At 67.9% G+C, this 19,906-nt stretch carries 19 protein-coding genes; 13 read left to right on the top strand and 6 right to left on the bottom strand.

The features are described 5' to 3' along the window. Positions 1 to 222 precede the first annotated feature (222 nt). The 9 genes from FFS56_RS07115 to FFS56_RS07155 all read left to right on the top strand — a co-directional run bounded on the left by FFS56_RS07115 (position 223) and on the right by FFS56_RS07155 (position 9,678). Positions 223 to 1,248 carry an Lrp/AsnC family transcriptional regulator gene (locus FFS56_RS07115; protein WP_046748496.1) on the top strand — a complete coding sequence of 342 codons (1,026 nt, stop codon included), beginning with the start codon at positions 223 to 225 and terminating at the stop codon, positions 1,246 to 1,248. Between the two features lie 115 nt (positions 1,249 to 1,363). After that, positions 1,364 to 2,854, top strand: coding sequence for an aldehyde dehydrogenase family protein (locus FFS56_RS07120; protein WP_127012892.1), 1,491 nt, complete (start codon positions 1,364 to 1,366; stop codon positions 2,852 to 2,854). Further along, a complete protein-coding gene (locus FFS56_RS07125; protein WP_058630969.1) occupies positions 2,851 to 3,609 on the top strand; it encodes a gamma-glutamyl-gamma-aminobutyrate hydrolase family protein in 759 nt (252 codons plus the stop codon). Before FFS56_RS07120 ends, FFS56_RS07125 begins: the two co-directional genes overlap by 4 nt. After that, positions 3,606 to 4,076, top strand: a complete 471-nt coding sequence (locus tag FFS56_RS07130) for a DUF3830 family protein (RefSeq protein ID WP_017829890.1) — start codon at positions 3,606 to 3,608, stop codon at positions 4,074 to 4,076. Before FFS56_RS07125 ends, FFS56_RS07130 begins: the two co-directional genes overlap by 4 nt. A 41-nt stretch (positions 4,077 to 4,117) precedes the next feature. Next, complete coding sequence (locus FFS56_RS07135) at positions 4,118 to 5,200, top strand: ABC transporter substrate-binding protein (RefSeq protein ID WP_046748494.1); 1,083 nt, start codon at positions 4,118 to 4,120, stop codon at positions 5,198 to 5,200. Continuing rightward, positions 5,197 to 6,024: an ABC transporter permease gene (locus tag FFS56_RS07140; RefSeq protein ID WP_046748493.1), complete on the top strand. Its 828-nt coding sequence runs from the start codon at positions 5,197 to 5,199 to the stop codon at positions 6,022 to 6,024. Before FFS56_RS07135 ends, FFS56_RS07140 begins: the two co-directional genes overlap by 4 nt. Before the next feature lie 2 nt (positions 6,025 to 6,026). Continuing rightward, positions 6,027 to 6,827, top strand: coding sequence for an ABC transporter permease (locus tag FFS56_RS07145; protein WP_233437352.1), 801 nt, complete (start codon positions 6,027 to 6,029; stop codon positions 6,825 to 6,827). Then, complete coding sequence (locus FFS56_RS07150; protein ID WP_046748491.1) at positions 6,827 to 7,870, top strand: ABC transporter ATP-binding protein; 1,044 nt, start codon at positions 6,827 to 6,829, stop codon at positions 7,868 to 7,870. The genes FFS56_RS07145 and FFS56_RS07150 overlap by 1 nt, the downstream gene beginning before the upstream one ends. Positions 7,871 to 7,911: 41 nt before the next feature. Next, on the top strand, positions 7,912 to 9,678 hold the full coding sequence (locus tag FFS56_RS07155; RefSeq protein ID WP_127012894.1) for an alkaline phosphatase family protein: 1,767 nt from the start codon (positions 7,912 to 7,914) through the stop codon (positions 9,676 to 9,678). A gap of 41 nt (positions 9,679 to 9,719) precedes the next feature. Here FFS56_RS07155 and FFS56_RS07160 read toward each other — a convergent pair whose 3' ends face one another. From FFS56_RS07160 to FFS56_RS07175, 4 genes are all read right to left on the bottom strand, one after another. Next, positions 9,720 to 10,142 (bottom strand): GNAT family acetyltransferase, encoded by a 423-nt coding sequence (locus FFS56_RS07160; protein ID WP_127012895.1) that lies wholly within the window; start codon positions 10,140 to 10,142, stop codon positions 9,720 to 9,722. A 35-nt stretch (positions 10,143 to 10,177) separates the two neighbouring features. After that, positions 10,178 to 10,828, bottom strand: a complete 651-nt coding sequence (locus FFS56_RS07165; RefSeq protein WP_127012896.1) for a dihydrofolate reductase family protein — start codon at positions 10,826 to 10,828, stop codon at positions 10,178 to 10,180. A 111-nt stretch (positions 10,829 to 10,939) separates the two neighbouring features. Further along, positions 10,940 to 11,995 carry an LLM class flavin-dependent oxidoreductase gene (locus FFS56_RS07170; protein WP_127012897.1) on the bottom strand — a complete coding sequence of 352 codons (1,056 nt, stop codon included), beginning with the start codon at positions 11,993 to 11,995 and terminating at the stop codon, positions 10,940 to 10,942. Between the two features lie 28 nt (positions 11,996 to 12,023). Beyond that, positions 12,024 to 13,535 (bottom strand): methyltransferase, encoded by a 1,512-nt coding sequence (locus FFS56_RS07175; RefSeq protein WP_171011002.1) that lies wholly within the window; start codon positions 13,533 to 13,535, stop codon positions 12,024 to 12,026. 97 nt (positions 13,536 to 13,632) lie between these two features. Here FFS56_RS07175 and FFS56_RS07180 point away from each other — a divergent pair, with 97 nt between their 5' ends. The 4 genes from FFS56_RS07180 to trxA all read left to right on the top strand — a co-directional run bounded on the left by FFS56_RS07180 (position 13,633) and on the right by trxA (position 18,953). Further along, a complete protein-coding gene (locus FFS56_RS07180; RefSeq protein ID WP_233437353.1) occupies positions 13,633 to 15,855 on the top strand; it encodes a DUF6049 family protein in 2,223 nt (740 codons plus the stop codon). Further along, positions 15,848 to 17,464: a murein biosynthesis integral membrane protein MurJ gene (gene murJ, locus FFS56_RS07185; RefSeq protein ID WP_127012899.1), complete on the top strand. Its 1,617-nt coding sequence runs from the start codon at positions 15,848 to 15,850 to the stop codon at positions 17,462 to 17,464. Before FFS56_RS07180 ends, murJ begins: the two co-directional genes overlap by 8 nt. 119 nt (positions 17,465 to 17,583) lie before the next feature. After that, entirely contained in the window at positions 17,584 to 18,564 is a 981-nt protein-coding gene (gene trxB / locus FFS56_RS07190) for a thioredoxin-disulfide reductase (RefSeq protein ID WP_046747958.1), read from the top strand. 65 nt (positions 18,565 to 18,629) lie between these two features. Then, positions 18,630 to 18,953: a thioredoxin gene (trxA, locus tag FFS56_RS07195; RefSeq protein WP_021201395.1), complete on the top strand. Its 324-nt coding sequence runs from the start codon at positions 18,630 to 18,632 to the stop codon at positions 18,951 to 18,953. A gap of 85 nt (positions 18,954 to 19,038) precedes the next feature. On the opposite strand, the gene FFS56_RS07200 is transcribed toward trxA, so the two are convergent. Both FFS56_RS07200 and FFS56_RS07205 read right to left on the bottom strand, forming a co-directional pair. Next, positions 19,039 to 19,569: a GrpB family protein gene (locus FFS56_RS07200; protein WP_164734136.1), complete on the bottom strand. Its 531-nt coding sequence runs from the start codon at positions 19,567 to 19,569 to the stop codon at positions 19,039 to 19,041. A gap of 1 nt (position 19,570) precedes the next feature. After that, positions 19,571 to 19,906: a hypothetical protein gene (locus FFS56_RS07205; RefSeq protein ID WP_046747959.1), complete on the bottom strand. Its 336-nt coding sequence runs from the start codon at positions 19,904 to 19,906 to the stop codon at positions 19,571 to 19,573.

The raw sequence follows: 19,906 nt of genomic DNA on the forward strand, positions 1-19,906 counted from the left end.
CGGGCCTCGACCCTGGGCGGCGCCCCTCTCCCAGCCGCTGAAGCCGGCGAAAACCCAGATCCATGGGCTTGCACCCGGCGCCTCGCTCCGCGACACGCCCTGCGCTGCTCGGATCGTCTCCGTTTCCGCCCCAGCCCCCCCCAGCCACCCAGCCCTCCCCGCCACGCGACGGCACCGCCGACTGAGATAACCTTCCACCGAGTCCCCGGTGAAGGAGAGCACGTGCCCGCGAACGATGTGATGGCCGACGAGACCGATCGGATCGTCGCCGCGGCTCTGCAGGTGAACGGCCGCGCGTCGTGGGGTGAGATCGCCCGCGTGGTCGACCTGCCCGAGCGCACGGTCGCCCGGCGAGGGCAACGGCTGCTCGACCGCGGACTGGTGCGGGTCTCCACATACGTCGATCCCGCCCGCGTTCTCCATGCCCGCGCAGTGCTCTTCCGCATCACGACGGAACCCCACGCGCTGTGGCAGGTCGCGCGCACCCTGGCCCGGCGTGCGGATGCCTCCTCGGTCTCGGTGCTCGAGGGCAGCAGCGACATCGCCGGGATGCTGCTCCCTCACGATGACGCCTCGATCCGCGAGCTGCTGTTCACCGACTTCCCCGAGCTCGAGGGCATCGACTCGATCAATGTCACGACGGTGCTGAAGTTCTTCCGGTCGGGGCACGACTGGCGTGCAGGGGTTCTCAGCGACGAGCAGGCCCGCATGCTCGACGAGTCCTCCGGCTCCGAGGTCGATCCCGCCGACTCCCTGAGTGAGGACGAGGAGGCCCTCATCCGACTGCTGCTCAAGGACGGGCGGATGCCGGTGGCTCAGCTCGCCCGCTCCCTGGGTCTGAACGTGACGACCACGCGGCGTCGCATGGAGTCCTTGAGCCGTCGAGGCCTCATGCATCCGCGCACCGAGGTCGTGCCGAGTCTGTTCGGACTGGGCCTCGAGGCGCTCGTGTGGCTTCGGGTGCCGATGGCGCGCCTCGAGAAGGTCGGCACGGCTCTGGCGGCCGCGCCCGAGGTCAAGTTCATCGCCGCCACCACGGGCACCTCACAGCTGCTCGCGAACGTGCTCGTGAAGGACGCCGATGAGTTCTACGACTTCCTCACGGGCCCGGCGGTGGCCGGTCACGAGGGCCTCGAAGTCGTGGAGTCGCTGGTGGTCATCACTCCGGTGCTGCGCGGATCGCTGATCGTCGATGAGGCACCCGAAGCGCTGGCCAACGATATGCCGACCGGCGCGATCCGCTTGTAGTCTGATTCTGTTACTGACATGTAACGAAATGGCGAGATCGTTCTTAGCAGCTTGACCTAGTGGCGAAATAGAGCAAGTATCCTCTCCAGGGCCATCACCCCTGGAGAGGATCACCGTGTTCACGGCTACTGGAGACGATTGGGCGGATCGCGTCGCGACCCTGCCCCTGCGCACGCGCATGTTCATCGACGGCGTGTGGGAGGAGGGCTCGGCTGCACCCCTCATCCCGGTGAGCCCCCGTGACGGTCGTGCCCTTCCGCCGATCAGCACCGCATCCGTCGCCGACGTCGACCGCGCCGTCCGGTCGGCTCGCACGGCCTTCGACTCGGGCGCCTGGTCGCGCATCGCCCCCAGGGAGCGTGGCCAGCTGCTGATCGCCTTCGCGCAGAAGATCCACGACAACGCCGAAGAACTCGCCCTCACGATCTCCCTCGAGATGGGCAAGCCCGTGCGCGAGGCGCTGCAGACCGAGCTCCGCGCCGTCGTCAACTGCTTCCGCTGGTACGGCGAGGCGGCAGACAAGGTGCTCGACGAGATGCCCGTCACCGCCCCGAACAGCCTCGCGCTCGTCACCCGCGAACCGGCCGGCGTCGTCGCGGCCGTCGTGCCGTGGAACTTCCCCCTGACCATGACCGCCTGGAAGCTCGCCCCGGCACTCGCGGTCGGCAACAGCGTGGTGCTCAAGCCTGCGGAGCACACGACCTTCTCCGCACTCCGGTTGGCCGAGCTCGCCCACGCGGCCGGCATCCCCGCCGGTGTGCTCAACGTCACACCGGGCACCGGGCAGGTCGCCGGTCGCGCACTCGGCGAGCACCACGACGTCGACGTCGTCACCTTCACCGGCTCACCCGAGGTCGGCCGCATGTTCCTCGGCTACTCGGCCGCGTCGAACGGCAAGCGCGTCTGGCCCGAGCTCGGCGGCAAGACCGCGAGCCTGGTGCTGCCGGACGCCGATCTCGAGCGTGCTGTCCGCGCCACCGCGGACGGCTGCTTCTACAACCAGGGCCAGATGTGCACGGCATCCTCTCGGCTGCTCGTACCGCGTTCCCAGCGCGACCGCGCCCTGGAGATCGCCGCCGAGGTCGCCCGCACGAGCCTTCCCGCCGACCCGTTCGACGTGTCCACCTCGATGGGGGCGATCGTGAGCGAGAAGCAGCTCGCGGGCATCGCGGGCTTCGTCGAGCGCGCCCAGGCCGAGGGCGCGGAGCTGGCCGCCGGCAGGGCCGAGCGATTCCAGGCCGTCGACGGCGGCAGCTACTTCGCCCCCGTCGTGCTCGGCGTCACGCCCGCGCACGAGGTGGCCCGGCGCGAGGTCTTCGGACCCGTGCTCTCGGTCATCGCCTACGACGACGTGGAAGACGCGCTCGCCATCGCCAACGGCACCGAGTACGGCCTCGCCGCGGCGCTCTGGAGCAACGATCTGAACGCCGTCCACACCCTCTCTCGGCGGCTCCGGGCTGGCGTGGTCTGGGTCAACTGCTTCGAGGAGGGCGACATGACGATCCCCTTCGGCGGCGTCAAGGGGTCGGGCTTCGGACGGGACAAGAGCCTGCACGCCCTCGAGAAGTTCACCGACCTGAAGACCACGTGGATCGAGCTCTCGTGACCCGCCCGTTCATCGGCATCACCACCTGGCGCCGTTCCATCGACACCGACCTGGGCAGCGGTCGCCCGGCGCACACCCTCGGCACCGAGTACGCCTCTCCCGTCGAGGCGGCCGGCGGTGCGGTCGTGCTGCTGCCTCCCACGGCGGGGGTCGACGAGGTGCTCGACCGCCTCGACGGGCTCGTGCTCTCCGGTGGCGAGGACGTGCACCCCTCCCGCTACGGTGCCGAGCCGCAGGAGGGGAAGAACTACGACCCCTCCCGCGACGGCTATGAGATCGCGCTCGCACTCGGTGCTCGGCGCCGGGGGATCCCCGTCCTGGCGATCTGCCGCGGGCTCCAGGTGAGCAACATCGCCTTCGGGGGCACACTCCTCGTCGACATCCCGGCCACCGAGCACCACGAGCCGGTGCGCGGCGCCGACCAGCAGCTCGCGGCGCGGCACCCGGTCCTCCTCGCCGAGGACAGTCGCCTCGCCTCGCTCTACGGCACCCGACAGCGGACCGTGAACACCATCCACCACCAGTCGATCGACGCCCCCGCACCCGGCCTCCGCCCGGTCGCCTGGGCACCGGACGGGATCGTCGAAGCAGTGGAGGCCGACGGCGACTGGCCGTTCTGGGCTGTGCAGTGGCACCCCGAGAAGATGATCGCCCCCGATGAGGCCGCAGAGGAGATGCCGCTGTTCGCGGCGTTCGTCTCGGCCGCCCGTGAAAGAGCAGCGGAACACCCCGCGGCAGAGAAAGGAACACGATGACCAAGCAGGTCTTCCTCGAGTACGAGAACGGCGTCCGCGCCGTCGCCACCCTGTTCGAGGACCTCGCCCCTCGCACGTGCGAGGCCATGTGGGGTGCGCTGGAGAAGCCGGTCACCATGCAGGCGATGCACGCCATGTACGCGGGCCCCGAGGTCATGGTCGGCCTTCCCGAGGAGGCGCAGAACTTCGACCCCGAGAAGGTACCGTTCGAGAACCAGCAGGTCGTGCCGGCGCCGGGTGACCTGCAGTGGTACTGGCAGCGTCCCATGCAGATGGGCGGCCTGCCGTTCGAGTGGTACGAGATCGGCGTCTTCTACGATCGTGGTGCCCGTACTCTCGGCCCGCTCGGATGGACACCCGTCAACATCTGGGGCGGCATCACCGAAGGACTCGCCGAGTTCGCCAAGGAGAGCGCGGCCATCCGCATCGACGGAGCGAAGCAGCTCACCATCGGACGCCTGGTCTAAGGCGTTCACTCAGTGCTGGACCCATCCCGAAGGAGCAGTGCATGAATACCCGAAGAATCCTCACCGCCGGAGCGCTCGTCGCCACCGGTGCCCTCGTCCTCGCCGGATGCTCGACCGGTGACGACACCGCAGCGTCGGGCGGCGACAAGGAGTTCGCCGGCGAGACCATCGTGGTCACGTCGTTCGGCGGCGACTGGGAGAAGGCCTTCATCGAGGCCGTCGTCGATCCCTTCGAGGAGGAGACCGGCGCCAAGGTCGAGCTGATCACGCTGTACAGCGCCGACGCCCTCGCGCAGGTCACCGCCCAGAAGGCGAGCCCGCAGATCGATGTCGTGCACTTCTCCGGCGGGCAGGAATTCACCGCTGCGGAGCAGGGGCTCATCGCCCCGATCGCCGCGGATGACCTCTCCGAGACCGGCGACCTGATCGACCTGGCGACCGCCGGGCTCGAGCGCGGTGAAGGCCCGGTCATCCAGCTCGCACCGATCGGACTCGTCTACAACACCGAGGCCGACGCTCCTGCGCCCACCTCGTGGCTCGACCTGTTCGACGAGGCCTACGCCGGTCACGTCGCACTCACGGACTTCTCGAACACGTACGGCGTGCTCTCGATGCTCCGTGTCGCGGACGCCCTCGGCGGCGGGATCGACGACACCTCGCAGGCGATCACCGACCTGGGTGCGCTGGCGTCGTCGGGTGACGCGATCGTCGTCCCGACCTCGCCCGATCTGCAGACCGCGTTCGCACAGCGCGACACGTGGCTCGCACCGTACGCGATGGACTACGCCGGCACGCTGCAGGACGCGGGCCTTCCGGTGGAGTTCATCGTCCCGGAAGAGGGCGTCACCGCCTCTCTCATCACGGCGAACGTGGTCGAAGGCCGGGACAACCCCGACCTCGCGAAGCTCTTCATCGATTTCGAACTGCGCCCCGAAGCGCAGGCCGTCTTCGCGGAGAACATGCGGTACTCGCCGGTCAACACCAAGACCGAGCTCTCCGACGAAGCCGCTGACAACGTGCTGACGGGCGACGAGCTCGAGACGGTGGTCGTCTACGCTCCCGGCGACGTCGCGGCTTCGCGACCGGCCTGGACCGATGAGTGGAATGCGCTGATCACCAAATGAGTGTGCGAACCCGTAGGGAGCCCTGGCTCCTGCTCCTGCCGGCGATCGTGCTGCTCGCGCTCGCCTTCGTCACCCCGGTGGCCGGCATGCTCCTCATGAGCGTGCAGTCGTCGGCAGGCGGGTTCACCCTCGACAACTTCACCCGGTTGTTCACGAGTGAATATCACCTCCAGGCGGCGCTCCGTTCGCTCCGCCTGGGGGTGATCCAGACGGTGATCACGCTGATCATCGCCATCCCGCTGTCCTACGTCATGGCACGCGCCGGCTCGAAGGTGCGCTCCTTCCTGCTGATCGTCGTCATCCTGCCCCTCATGACCAGCGTCGTGGTCCGCACGTTCGGCTGGGTGGTCCTGATGGGCCCGTCAGGGCTGCTGATGAAGATCCCCGGGGCCGAGTTCCTCGTGGGGGGCACACAGGGCTTCCTCGGCACCGAGACCGGCGTCGTGATCGCGATGGTCCAGGTGCTCCTGCCGTTCGCGGTGCTCAGCATCCTCGGCGTGATCTCGGGTATCCGCCCGCAGCTCGAAGAAGCCGCACGCACCCTCGGTGCCGGGTTCTGGCGCACGCTGTGGCACGTCGTCCTCCCCCTCGCGATCCCCGGCATCGTGGCCGGCGCCTCGCTCGTGTTCGTCCTCTCGGTGAGCTCGTTCATCACCCCGCGCTTCATCGGCGGAGCGCAGATCCCGGTGTTCGCCCAGACGATCTACATCGATGCGACCACCAACCTCGACTGGTCGTTCGCGGCCGCGCAGGCCGTGCTGCTGTTCGCCGGGGTCATGCTCGTGCTCGCGGCCACGTCCCGACTCGGGAAGCAGAAGGTGTGACCATGGTCCGTTCCGTTCCGATCCTCGGCAGGGTCCTCGCCATCATCCTCGGCGTCGTCGTGACGCTCTACATGCTCGTGCCGCTCATGGTGGTCGCCGGTGCCTCCATCGGAGAGAACCGCTTCCTGACGTTCCCCGGTCAGGGCTTCACCCTCGACTGGTACGTCGAGGCGCTCACCTCCGACACCTACCTCGAGCCGTTCCGATTGAGCCTGCTGGTCGGCGTCACGGTCGCGATCGTCGCCGCCTCCATCGGCACCGCGGCTGCGCTCGCGCTCACGCGCTTCAATGTTCCCGGCGGTGCCGCCATCCAGGGTCTGCTGATGTCGCCGCTGACGATCCCCACGATCATCCTCGCGATCGGGGCGCTGTCCATCTCGTCCCTCACGATCGGGGCGCCGAACGTGGGTGTGCTGATCGCGATCCATGTGGTGATCGCCATCCCCTACGTCATGCGCACCGTGACCGGGGTGATGACCCGCGCCGACCACTTCACGGAAGAGGCGGCGCGCACCCTCGGCGCCAGCACCTGGAATCGCTATCGCCTGGTCGTGCTCCCCATCGCCCGTCCCGGTATCGCGGCCGGCGCCTTCTTCGCCTTCAACATCTCGTTCGACGATGCGGTCATCGCCCTCTTCCTGCGCACCCCGCAGCTGGAGACGCTGCCCATCGCCATCTACGGCCAGCTGGAGTTCAGCACGTCGCCCACCGTGGCGGCCGTCTCGACCCTGATGGTCCTGCTCACCGTCGTCCTCATGATCGTGCTCGAACGCATCATCGGCCTGGGAAGGTTGTTCGTCTGATGACAACACTCACCATCACCTCACTCACCAAGGACTTCAAGGGGACCTCGGTGCTCAAGGGCATCGATCTCTCCATGCAGTCCGGAGAGTTCGTTTCCCTGCTCGGCCCCTCGGGGTGCGGGAAGACGACGCTGCTGCGTTGCATCGCGGGCCTCGAGTCGCCGACGAGCGGCACGATCGAGATCGCGGGGCAAGATGTGACCAAGCTCCCGCCCGAGAAGCGGCACCTCGGCATGATGTTCCAGAGCTATGCGCTCTTCCCGCACATGAGCGTCGCCGAGAACGTGCGCTTCGGCCTGCGGATGTCCGGCGAGAAGTCGAAGGCCGAGCAGAAGGAGCTCGCCGTGCGGGCGCTGGAGCGCGTGCAGATGGGCCACCTCGCCGATCGGATGCCTGCGCAGCTCTCGGGCGGACAGCAGCAGCGCGTCGCTCTGGCCCGTGCCATCGCGTTCGAGCCCCGCGTACTGCTGCTCGACGAGCCGTTGTCGAACCTCGACGCCCGTCTGCGTGAGGACATGCAGGTCGAGCTGAAGGAACTGCACCGCACGCTCGGGCTCACGACCGTGTTCGTCACGCACGACCAGGAGGAGGCGATGAGCCTCTCCGACCGCATCGTGCTCATGAACGCCGGCGTGATCGAGCAGGAGGGCGCACCCGCCGAGCTCTACGGCGCTCCCCGCACCCCCTTCGCCGCCGACTTCATCGGCGCGGCGAACCTGCTTCCGGCGACCCGTTCCGGAGCGGTGGCCACCCTCGACGGCACCACGATCCGGGTGCCGATGACCGGCGCCGGTCCCGATGGAGCGGGAGAAGTGGTGCTCCGCCAGGAGGACCTGCGCCTCTCCCCCGTCGTGGGTGCGGATGCCCCGGTGAGCGTCGAGGTCGTCGCGCACGTCTACCGCGGCGCCGACATCGTCTACATCGTGGAGCTTGCGGGTAAGCGGATGCGCGTCGTCCGCCCGCGGCACGAGGAGCCGATCCCTGAGGGTAGGGCCGGTCTGGGCTGGCGCGACGGCGCCGTGCTCTGGATCGCCGCCGCCTAGTCCTACCTACGGCAACCGTCCCGCGGTCGTAGGATCGCGACATGGCCGAAGAAGAGTCCCCCTCCCCCGATGCTCCCCGCGATGCCTCCCGCCGGGGATTCTTCAAGGTCGGCGGAGCCGCTCTCGCGGGCGCGGTCGTCGGCGGCGCGGGTGGGGCAGCGATCGGCGCGTCGATCGCCGGCAATGCACGTGACGGCTTCGCGGCCGACGCCGACCCCTTCGCCGCCCTCACTCCGCGCAGCGAGCCGGGGTTCGACCATCTCGTGGTCGTGATGGGCGAGAACCGCTCGTTCGACAACCTGCTCGGCTACCTCTACTCGAAGCAGACCCTGCCGCAGGGTGAGACGTTCGAGGGGCTCGACTTCGGCTCGTACAGCAACACCTCGTCCGATGGCACGGTCGTCGATGCACACGTGTACACCGGTGACACCGACCGGATCATGAGCCTCCCCGACCCGGATCCGGGCGAGGAGTATCCGCACGTCAACACGCAGATCTTCGGCACGGTCGACCCGAAGACCAACGCCGACCTCTTCGTCGACGAGATGACCGCCCCCTTCAACGCCCCAACCCACGGCGAGAAGGCGACGATGTCGGGGTTTCTCGAGGACTACATCATCAACTTCCGGCGACTACGCAAGGGCGTCGACCCGAAGCCCGAAGAGGCGGCGCACATCATGGGCTCGTTCTCGCCCGAGATGCTGCCCGTCCTGTCCACGCTTGCCGCGGAGTTCGCGGTGTTCGACCACTGGTATGCCGGAGTGCCATCGCAGACGTTCTGCAACCGCTCGTTCTTCCACGCCTCCACGTCTCACGGCTTCGTGACCAATCAGGCCGGCGGCGGCTACCGGAAATGGCTGGATGCGCCGGCCGCGCCGACGGTGTTCAATCGGCTCGAGGACGAGAAGGTGAGCTGGAAGATCTACATCGACAAGCTCCAGCTCGTCTCGTTCACGGGGATGCTGCATGCCGCGGTGCTGGAGAAGTACTGGCGTACCGACCATTTCGGCACGATGGAGGACTTCTACGCCGAGGCGAAGGCCGGCACCCTCCCCGCCTACGCCTTCATCGAGCCGCGGATGGTCTACGACCACAACGACTTCCATCCGCCCTTCGGGTCGCCGCGTGAGAGCGAGGTCGACGGCGAGCCCGTGTTCGACAGCGCGATCTCGGATGTGCGGGCGGGCGACAGGCTCATCCACGACATCTACGAGGCGGTGCGCACGAGTGCCTCCCCGAAGGGGTCGAACGCCGTCAACACTCTGCTGCTCATCACGTTCGACGAGCACGGCGGCTGCTACGACCACGTGCCGCCGCCCGCCGTGACGAAGCCCACCCCCGACACCGGGCCGGGCGAGATGGGGTTCACGTTCGATCGACTGGGCTGCCGTGTCCCGGCCATCGCCGTGTCGGCCTACACGAAGCGCGGCAGCATCATCCACGACGAGATGCATCACGGCTCGGTGACCGCCACCCTCTCGCGCCTGCACGGACTCAAGCCGCTCAACGACCGCGACGCGTCGGCGAACACGCTCCTGAACGTGGTGAATCTCGACAAACCCCGGCACCCGTCCGACTGGCCGGTGACCACGCCCGCCTACACGCCTCCGAATCCGGAGGACACGGCACCCCAGCCCGGTGAGAAGGATCAGCTGAAGCCGCTCACTCCGCCCGCACGCGGACTGCTCGGCCTGCTCCTCGCGCGCTACGGGAAACCTGGTGAGCCGGAACCGGAGACCTTCGCCGACGCCTACAAGCTCCTCCACGAGCACGGCGAAGAGCTGTTCGGACCGCCCAAGGGCAGTTGACGCGCCACGTCGGGACTATACGTCCGAGCTAGGCGTCGGAGCTATGAATCGGGGATGAGCCTCTTGCCCAGATCGACGGTGTCATCGATCTCGTAGCCGAGCCTGCGGTAGAAGTCGACCACCTGCGCGTTGCCGGAACGCACCTGCAGGTTCACCTTCGGGCAGCCCAGGTCGCGCAGACGGGCCTCAACGTGGGCCACAAGCTCCCTGCCCACTCCGAGTCCTCGCGCGTCGAGCTGCGTGGCGAGGTAGTTCATCCACCCGCGATGCCCGTCGTAGCCCGCCATGACCGAGCCGAGGATGCGCCCCGTCTCGTCCTCCGCCACGACGAACAGCTCGGGCTGCACCGTCAGCTTCCGGGCGATGTCCTTCCGAGGATCGTTCCACGGCCGCGTGAGCCCCGCCGCCTCCCACAGGGCGACGACGGCATCGGTGTCTTCAGGGTGGAAGGGTCGGATGCGCACCGGTCCAGCCTCCCAGATCCGCCCTGCCGCGGGCGTCAATCCTCTCGGGAGAAGGTGATGTGCGTGACGCCCGACTCCGCGACCTCCGAGGTGACGCGGTAACCGGACTCGAGTCCGCGCAGGTCGTCCCAGAGTCGGATCCCGTCGCCGATGAGGATCGGGGTGATGCCGACGTGCAGGTCGTCGACCAGCCCCGCGCGCAGATACTCGCGCACGGTCGTGGGTCCTCCACCGATCCGCACGTCCGCTCCGGCGGCCGCCTCGACCGCTTTCTGCAGCGCCTCCTCGGGAGAAGCAGAGAGGAAGTGGAAGCTCGTGCCGTTGGCGAACTCGATCGAAGGCCGCGGGGTGTGGGTCAGCACGAACACCGGGGCGTGGAACGGCGGCTCCTCGCCCCACCAGCCGCGCCAGTCCGGGTCGTCCGGGTTGGCGTGGAGCCCGAACATCCCGGCGCCCATGATCTCGGCGCCGATGTTCTCGAAGTAGTGCGCGGCGTACTTCTCGTCGACGCCTGTCGTTCCCGTCCCGCTGGTGTCGAGGAAGACACGCTCGTGGAACGTGCGCGTGGCCGTGTACGCCGCCGTCAGCCGGCCCCAGTCCTCACCGAAGGGGTTCTCGGGGGTCTGGTCCGTCGTCGTGGCGAAGCCGTCGAGCGAGATGTTGAGATCGACGCGAACACGGGTCATGGTCTGCCTCCGAAGGCATGAAGGGAGGCTGCGTCGATCGGCGCAGCCTCCCCAGCGTCAGTGCTCCAGCGCTCCGTGTCAAGCAAGTCGTGTCAAGAGCGGCGATCCCGCTCAGACCGGATCGCCCTGGACGGGACCCTCCGCGTTCGGCTTCCACCCGAGCGCCGGAGCCACATGCTTCGCGAACGACTCCAGCACGTGCAGGTTGTACTCGGGCCCGAGCTGGTTCGGGATGGTCAGCATCAGCGTGTCGGCCGCCATCACCGCCTCGTCCTGTCGGAGCTGCTCGATCAGCACGTCGGGTTCTGCCGCGTAGGTCTTGCCGAACGTGGAACGGAATCCGTCGATGATGCCGATCTGGTCGGCGTTCTCCTCGCTGCGAAGTCCGAAGTAGGCGCGGTCCATGTCGGACACCAGGGGGAACACGCTGCGGCTGACGGAGACGCGCGGCGTGCCCGTGTGCCCTGCTTCCTTGTAGGCCGAGCGGAAGAGGTCGATCTGCTCGCGCTGCAACTCGTGGAAAGGCTGCCCTGTGGCCTCGGTCACCAGGGTCGAACTCATCATGTTGAGTCCCTTGCGGCCGGTCTCGATCGCCGTCGGGCGTGAACCTGATCCCCACCAGATGTGGTCGCGCAGGGTCGGGGATTGCGGCTCGATCGCGAGGTAGCGGCCGGCACCCACCATGCGGGGATCTCCGGGGGCGATGCCTTCGCCGTCGATCGCACGGAGGAACAGGTCGAACTTCTCCCGAGCGATCACGCTGCCCCGCTCGGTGTCCTCCTCGTCGACGTATCCGAAGGTCTCATAGCCGCGCAGAGCCGTCTCGGGTGAACCGCGGCTCACGCCCAGGGCGATGCGGCCGTCGGAGATCAGGTCGAGGGCGGCGGCCTCCTCGGCGAACTGGAACGGGTTCTCGTAGCGCATGTCGATCACGCCCGTCCCGACCTCGATGCGCTTCGTGCGCGCGGCCATGGCGCTCAGCAGGGGCATCGGCGAGGCGGCCTGACGCGCCCAGTGGTGCACGCGCACGTAGGCGCCGTTCACACCGATCTCGTCTGCGCCCTCGGCGATCTCGATGGTCTGCTTCAGCATGTCGCCCGCGGTGCGGGTGGCTGAGCCGGGCACGTCTGCATAGTGCCCGAAGGAGAGGAATCCGAAAGCCTTCATGATCTATTCCAACGCATGTATCCCTCAGCTATTCCCCCGGTACGAGGATGCCGTCCAGCACGAGCGATCTGATGCGGGGCTCGAGTTCGGCCCACAGGTCTGCGAGGGGAACCTCGAAGAGGTCGGCCAGGGCCGAGACGATCTGCACCACGGTGAGGTCGCCGTCGCAGGCCCCGACGAACCCGGCGAGCGCAGGGTCCACGTTCACGGTGCGCGCGAAACCGCCACCCTGTCGCAGTTCGATGACGCTGGGGTCGTCGTTGCCCGGCAGCAGGTGGCGGGCCTCGGTGACATCGGGCGCCGTCAGCAGTGTCGAGGGGATCCCCTCGGCGAGCGCGTCATGCGCGGCAAGCCCGGTTCCGAGCGCGGCACCGACGTTCGACACCTGGTGGGAGAGCCGCTCCGTGCGCCGGAGTGGAGGGGACGACAGACCTCGACGCATCAGCACGTAGCCGAAGCCGATCGAGGTCACGCCGCGGGCGGCGAAATCATCGAGCCAGGCGGTCAGCAACGGAGTGAATGCCGGGTCACGCGGGGTGGTGCCCCCGTCGCGGATCCACAGCTCGGCATACCCCAACGGCGACAGCTCCTCCCGTTCGACGACCCAGAGGTCGAGCTCGCTCGGCACCCAGGCCTCCAGACGGGCGAGACCGGTGACCCCTGCCCGCGACTCCCAGTTGCCGAGCAGCTGCGCGATTCCGTTCTGCGTCAGATGCGCCGGAGCGCTCCGCACGAACTGCTCGACGAGGGCATCGCCCACCAGTCCGCCGTCGCGGTACTCATACGCGGGGACGCCCTCCACCCGCGGTGTGATGACGAACGGCGGATTGGAGACGATCAGATCGAACGCTTCGCCCGCGACGGGGTCGAACATGCTGCCGTGACGGAACTCGATGTTGGTCACCCCGTTGACCCGCGCGTTGAGCTCGGCGAACGCCAGTGCCCTGACCGAGATGTCGGTTGCGACCACCGTGCCGGCACGACGGGCGACGAGGAGCGCCTGGATCCCGCACCCGGTGCCGAGGTCGAGAGCGCGATCGACCTGGATGGGCACGATCGTCTCGGCGAGGGTGCGCGAGGCTCCGCCGACGCCGAGCACATGATCGGCGGGGAGAGGGCCGTCGAGGGCGACCTCGTCGAGGTCGCTGGCGATCCACCACTCGCCGACACCCTCGGCATCCACGAAGGACTGCGGACGCAACAGGGCCGTCGGGGTCACCGTCTCGGCATCCGCGGTGGCGAGTCCGAGCGCCTGGAGTCCGTCCACTCCGAGGTTCGGCAGCGCGGCGGCGACCGCCGCACGCGGCTGACTCATGCCGAGTACCAGTAGACGGCCGAGGGTGGCCAGGACTCCGGAGTCCTCGGCGATGGCCCGCAGGATCGGCTCGCGCATCCCCCTGGCGAGGGCGTCGTCCGCCTCCTCGCCCCACAGGCGACGGAGAGGTGCGGACCGGAAGTCGGCGGCATCGAGATCAGCGGCCAGCGCGGAGGTGCGAAGAGGGTCTGGGTGAGGTGTGGGGGTGTCGGACACGGCCGTCACTCTACGCGTCTTCAGGGTTCTCCTTCCCTGTGCCTCCTAGAATCAGGAGGTCAGTACTCACGAGCAGCCCCGTTCCGGGCGTTCGAGGAAGACCCTCATGACCGCCATCACCCCCGAGCACGGCCTCCGTGCGCGCCTGCGAAGGCTCGCAGGCAGGACCGCCGTCCTCGCTATCGTGCTGGGCGCCTGCGCGGCCGTCGCACCGAGCACGGCCGTCGCCGCCGGCGGGTCCGCTTCCGACGAGGAACCGAGCGTCGCCTTCCATGTCTCCGCAGGTCTGCGCGGCCTCGTCGCCCCCGGCTCCTCCACCACGGCGATGCTCACGGTGCAGAACGAGACGGAATCGAAGCTGTCGAGCGGTCAGGTGCAGGTGGAGCTCAGCAGGACTCCCCTGACAGACGAAGCCTCCGTCACGAACTGGCTCGATGAGGGCGAGGCACCGGGCGATTTCGACACGATCGGCTCAGACACGACGGCCGCGCTCGATGCCGGTGCCTCCGGCATGACCACGGTCTTCGTCCCTGCCGAGACCCTCGGCGCCCTCGCCCCCGGTGTCTACCCGCTGCGGGCGGAGCTCACGGGTGCCAAGACGGTGAACACACCTGAGGATCGTTCGGCGACGGTCGAGGCCACGGCGACCAGCGTGCTCGTCGTCGCCGATTCCCAGACCGCTCAGGTCGGCGTGATGGTCCCGCTCACGGCGACTCCCGACAACGGCGTGCTGTTGAGCGCGGAGGAACTCAGTACTCTCACTGGACCCGAGGGGGCCCTGACCGCTCAGCTCGACGGTGTGGCCGGCACCACTGCGGTGCTCGCCGTCGATCCCGCCATTCTCGCCGCGATCCGCGCTCTCGGTTCCGCGGCTCCGGAGACCGCCCGGGAGTGGCTCGACCGACTCGAAGCTCTGCCGAACACGCGGTTCGCGCTGCAGTTCGGCGATGCGGATGCGACGGCGCAAGCGCAGGCGGGTCTACCCGCTCTGCTGCAGCCGACGACGTTGGCGACGTTCCTGAACCCCGCCGACTTTCCGCAGACGTCTGCCACGTCGTCGCCGACGGCGGACTCGACCGCGACACCGGGCCCGACGCCCAGCCCGACCGGCACTCCTCAGCTGCCCGACGACGCGGAGCTCACGGCGATCGATGGCGCGCTCCCTCAGATCCTGTGGCCGGACGACGAGCTGCGAGAAGAGGATCTCGACACCTTCGCGAGCTACCTGGGTGAGGGGACGAGCACCATCGTCTCCTCCGCAGCGCTGGGCGGACAGAGCGCCGCGCACGCCACCGTCGGCGGGCACGACCTCCTGGTCACCGACAGCGGCCTGTCGCAGACTCTTTCCCAGGTCGCCGCGGAGGCCGACTCCGTCGATCGTCAACGGCTCCTGGCCGAAGCCGCCGCGCTCCTGACACTGGCTGAGAGCCGCGTCGCGGGTGCCCCGTTGCTGATCGGGCTCGACCGCGACGAGAACCGCAATGCGGACGCGCTGCGCGACGCGATCTCGACGGCCGATTCGATCGGATTCGAACTCTCGGCACTGCGCGCCACCCCGCCCGCATCGGCCGCGCTCACATCGGAAGCCGACCCCGCGCGTGCGGCAGCGGTGACGACCCTCCTGGCCGACGAGGGAACGCTCACCGCCTTCTCGTCGATCCTCGCTGACCCGCAGGTACTGCTGAGCCCTGAACGCATCAGGATCCTCCGGACGCTGTCCGTCGGATCGTCGGCGAAGGCTTTCGCGAAGAAGGTCGAGGAGCACCAGAAGCGCACCTCGGAGACGCTCGCCGCCGTGAGCATCCCCCCGTCGAGCACGATCCAACTGCTCACCGCCAACGCTGATCTGCCGATCGCTGTGCGCAACGATCTGCCGTGGCCGGTGACGGTGCAATTGTTCGTCTCCCCCACCGACCCTCGGCTCGAGGTGAAGCCGATGACGGAGACGGTCGTCGAGGCGAACTCCACGAAGCGCGTCAAGGTCCCGGTGTCCGCACGGGTCGGCAGCGGCGAGGTCGACCTGCGCCTCAGCCTCTACAGCCCCACCGGCGTGCAGATCCAGGATCAGCAGAAGATCCGGGTGGCTGTGCGGGCGGAGTGGGAGACCATCGGCCTCGTCGTCTTCGGGGGTCTCGCCGCACTCCTCATCGCGCTCGGCGTGATCCGCACCGTCCGCCGCAAGCGCCGAGAGGCCGCCGAAGAGGCAGCCGTGGAAGCGGAGATCGAGTCATTGGAAGAGGACGCCGTGAACGCCCGACCGGATGGGACACCGAGCAACGGCACGTCATCGGCCCACGACACATCCTCGACCCCGGATACGAATGAGTAACCTCGGCCGGGCGAGCGCCATCATCGGCGCCGGCACCCTCGTCTCACGCGTCACCGGGCTCCTGCGCAGCATCGTCCTCGTCGGTGTGCTCGGATCTGTCGCATCCGAAGCGGCCGACGCGTTCACCTACGCGAACCAGCTTCCGAACAGCGTGTTCTCCCTGATCTCCGTGGGGATCCTCACGGCCGTGATCGTCCCGCAGATCGTCAAGGCGACGGCGGACGCCGACGGCGGCAACGCCTTCATCTCCAAGTTGTTCACCCTGGGCACGGTCGTTCTGGTCGTGGTGACGGGACTCGCGACGGCAGCAGCTCCATGGCTGGTGCATCTGGTCGCCGGCAAGGCGAACGAGTCCACTCTCGCCCTCGCCACGGCACTCGCCTACTGGTGCCTGCCGCAGATCCTCCTCTACGGCCTCTACGCCATGTTGGGCGAGGCACTCAACGCACGAAAGATCTTCGGTCCGTTCACCTGGGCTCCTGTCGTCAACAACATCGTGTCCATCGCAGGCTTCCTCGCGCTCGGAGCACTGTTCGGTCCCGTGTCCACGAAGGCCTCCGACTGGACGCCGGAGATGATCACGCTGCTCGGTGCCACTGCCACCCTCGGCATCGCGCTCCAGGCGGTCGTCCTCCTCGTCTTCTGGCGTCGCACCGGCCTCGCACTGAAACCCGACTTCCACTGGCGGGGGGTGGGGCTCGGCAACGTCGGTCGCCTGGCGGGCTGGACGTTCCTCATGGCCTTCGCGAGCCTCTCCGCCGGGGTTCTTCAGGGGTACATCGTCAGTGAGGTGGCCGGTCTCGGCGCGTCCGCCACGGTGACAGCGAACGCCTGGCTGATCTTCATGCTGCCGTACTCGGTGATCGTGCTCTCGATCGGGACTCCGTACTTCACCCAGATCAGCGGCCACGCCGCCGCCGGACGCGACGATGAGGTCCGGGCCGACATCGCACGAAGCATTCGAACCCTGTTGTTCTTCATCGTGGCAGCAGCCGCCGCCGTCGCCGCTGCCGCCATCCCCGCATCCCGTGTATTCACCGACTCCGCCGACGACGCTCAGGCGGCTGCTCTGGTGCTCATCGCCTACCTCGTCGGACTCATCCCCCTCACGATCCTCTTCATCGTGCAGCGAACCTTCTACGCCTACGACGACACCCGTACCCCGTTCTGGTTCACGATCATCCAGTGCGTCCTCATCGTCGTCACCGCTCTCGTCGCCCTCGGCATGCGGGAGGCGGGGATCATCCCTCTGACGTCGCTCGCCGCTGCGGTCGCGCTCGGACAGTCGATCGCGAGCATCCTGCAGACGATCCTCGCCACCTGGTTGCTGCATCGAAAGATCGGTGGCCTGCAGGTGGCTGCCTGGATGTCGGCCATCGGCCGGTTCGCGATCGCCGGCATCCCGGCGGGGCTGGCCGGCTGGGGAGCATTCGTCCTGCTCGGCGGTACTTCAGGATGGATGATGGTCGACAAGATCCAGGGCGCCGTAGGTACCGCGATCATCGGCCTCGTCGTGGTGGTCGTCTATGTCGCGATCCTCGCCGTGATGCGCGCCCCCGAGCTCAAGGCCGGCGCTGCTCTCGTCCGCCGGTTCCTCCCCGGGCGCTGATCCACCCACCCAGCCCGCTCCGCGGCCTGCGCCCCACCCTGCGCAGGGAATGCCTCGCGGTTACCATGGGTTGAAGCATTCGAAGGTCATTCGACTGCAGTTTCTAAGACGGAGATCACATGCGTCAGGTCATCATCATCGGCTCCGGCCCCGCCGGATTCACGGCTGCCATCTACGCGGCCAGGGCGAACCTCAAGCCGCTGCTCATCGCGAGCTCCGTCGAGGTCGGCGGAGAGCTGATGAACACCACCGAGGTCGAGAACTACCCCGGCTTCCCCGAAGGGATCCAGGGACCTGAGCTCATGGCCAAGTTCCAGGAGCAGGCGGAGAAGTTCGGCACCGAGGTCGTCTACGACGACGTCACCGAACTCCAGCTCGAGGGGCCCGTCAAGAAGGTCATCCTCGGCAGCGGTGCGGAGCACGAGACGCAGTCCCTCATCTACGCGACCGGCTCGGCGTACCGCAAGCTCGACATCGCGGGCGAAGAACGACTCTCCGGCTACGGCGTCTCCTGGTGTGCCACGTGCGACGGATTCTTCTTCCGCGAGAAGACGATCGCCGTCGTCGGCGGTGGCGACTCCGCCATGGAAGAGGCCACGTTCCTCACCCGCTTCGCCGACAAGGTCTACGTGATCCACCGCAAGGACACCCTGCGGGCCTCGAAGATCATGCAGGAGCGCGCCTTCGCGAACGAGAAGATCGAGTTCGTGTGGAACAGCGAGGTCGCCGAGGTCCTCGGAGGCGACTCCGTGACCGGTGTGCAGCTGCGTTCCACGGTCGACGGCACGCTCAGCGACCTCCCGCTCGACGGGCTCTTCATCGCGATCGGCAACGACCCGCGCACGCACCTCGTGCACGACAAGCTCGAGCTCACGCCGGAAGGCACCATCTGGGTCGACGGCCGCTCCTCGAAGACGTCGGTTCCGGGAGTCTTCGCTGCCGGTGACGTGATCGACCCCACCTACCGTCAGGCCATCACGGCGGCCGGCTCCGGCACGGTCGCTGCTCTCGACGCGGAGCACTTCCTGGCCGACCTCGAAGACCCTTCCGTGGAGGTTCCGGCCGCCGAGGCCGCGGAGATCCTCACCGCCACCGCGTAGGGGCGGGAACACTTTTCCCTCGCCCGCTGTTGTAGCAGGCGAACCTCGAATCAAGGAGAACTCTGATGAGTGCAAAGGCTACGAGCCAGGCGACCTGGGAGCAGGACGTTCTGCAGGCCGACGGTCCCGTGCTGGTGGACTTCTGGGCCGAGTGGTGCGGTCCGTGTCGTATGGTCGCGCCGGTCCTGGACGAGATCCAGGCGGACAACCCCGACAAGATCACCATCCTCAAGCTCAACGTCGACGAGAACCCTGAGCTGGCGATGAAGTACCAGATCACGTCGATCCCGGCGATGAAGGTCTTCCACGGCGGTGAGGTCAAGACGACCATCATCGGCGCGAAGCCCAAGTTCGCGCTGGAGAAGGACCTGGCCGCGTTCATCGGCTGAGTCCCCCGAGACGAAGGGCCGCACCTCCCGGGGAGGTGCGGCCCTTTCTCGTATCCGCCCCGAGTCGTCCCGCGGACCGCTCTGGTCAGTCCTTGTCGTACGCGGAGACCGACGGCAGCCCGCGAGCAGCACGTGCACGGTCGACGAGGAGCTGAACCACCGCGGTCTTCCCCGCGTTGTACGACTCGTCTCCCCTGCGCGAGGCGTCGACCGCAGCGTGCTTCGCCCGCTCGTAGAGCCGGGCATCCTCCGGGTTCTGCAATAGCCAGTCGCGAAGGATGCGCTGGTTCACCTGATCCCAATCGGCGGCTTCGAAGAAGTGGGCGATTCGCGTGCGTACACCGTTCTCCTCGATGATCATCACCCGATGGCTTCGGATACTGCTCCCGACCGCCCATCCTGCGGCCTCGAGCCCAGGTCGATGCAGCTCGAGATCCTCGTCGTCGGCGATGCGCACCGCGACGTCGATGATCGGCTTGGCGCTCATCCCGGGGATCGCCGTGGATCCGACGTGTTCGACGAGCCAGTCCGGATTCCCGTGGCTGCGCAGTTCCGCCGCGACACGTGCGAAGGTCTCCGACCACGTCGGGTCGTGCGGAACGAGCACGGCCTCCACGTCAGGAGGCGTCGGCGACGGTCGGATCCCAGCGGCGGTGGCGCTGCTTCTCGTCCAGGAGGCCCCAGACCGCCGAGGTCAGCTCCGGGTATTCCAGAGCGATCTGCCGCAGCACCCGGTAGTGTCTCGCTGCGTTCGGGCGCACACCGTCGTTCGCATTGATGTTGTCCGCGCGCAGCAGGTAGACGACGAGTTCGTCGACGCTCGGGAGCTCCTCCATGAACTCCCACGGATCCTCTCCCCCGAGAAGCCGCTCCTGGATGAGGACCGCGAGTTCGTCCGATGCTTCGGCGCGCAACACTTCCAGGCTGGCGCGGCGCTGTACGGACTCGGTCAT

This window comes from Microbacterium sp. Beta, from assembly GCF_005502545.1.
Lineage (GTDB): Bacteria > Actinomycetota > Actinomycetes > Actinomycetales > Microbacteriaceae > Microbacterium > Microbacterium oxydans.

Coding starts and splice junctions, on each gene's coding strand:
- FFS56_RS07130 (WP_017829890.1), top strand. CDS start 3,606: ATGACCAAGCAGGTCTTCCTCGAGTACGAGAACGGCGTCCGCGCCGTC.
- FFS56_RS07135 (WP_046748494.1), top strand. CDS start 4,118: ATGAATACCCGAAGAATCCTCACCGCCGGAGCGCTCGTCGCCACCGGT.
- FFS56_RS07140 (WP_046748493.1), top strand. CDS start 5,197: ATGAGTGTGCGAACCCGTAGGGAGCCCTGGCTCCTGCTCCTGCCGGCG.
- FFS56_RS07145 (WP_233437352.1), top strand. CDS start 6,027: ATGGTCCGTTCCGTTCCGATCCTCGGCAGGGTCCTCGCCATCATCCTC.
- FFS56_RS07150 (WP_046748491.1), top strand. CDS start 6,827: ATGACAACACTCACCATCACCTCACTCACCAAGGACTTCAAGGGGACC.
- FFS56_RS07155 (WP_127012894.1), top strand. CDS start 7,912: ATGGCCGAAGAAGAGTCCCCCTCCCCCGATGCTCCCCGCGATGCCTCC.
- FFS56_RS07165 (WP_127012896.1), bottom strand. CDS start 10,828: ATGACCCGTGTTCGCGTCGATCTCAACATCTCGCTCGACGGCTTCGCC.
- FFS56_RS07170 (WP_127012897.1), bottom strand. CDS start 11,995: ATGAAGGCTTTCGGATTCCTCTCCTTCGGGCACTATGCAGACGTGCCC.
- FFS56_RS07180 (WP_233437353.1), top strand. CDS start 13,633: ATGACCGCCATCACCCCCGAGCACGGCCTCCGTGCGCGCCTGCGAAGG.
- murJ (WP_127012899.1), top strand. CDS start 15,848: ATGAGTAACCTCGGCCGGGCGAGCGCCATCATCGGCGCCGGCACCCTC.
- trxB (WP_046747958.1), top strand. CDS start 17,584: ATGCGTCAGGTCATCATCATCGGCTCCGGCCCCGCCGGATTCACGGCT.
- trxA (WP_021201395.1), top strand. CDS start 18,630: ATGAGTGCAAAGGCTACGAGCCAGGCGACCTGGGAGCAGGACGTTCTG.
- FFS56_RS07205 (WP_046747959.1), bottom strand. CDS start 19,906: ATGACCGAGTCCGTACAGCGCCGCGCCAGCCTGGAAGTGTTGCGCGCC.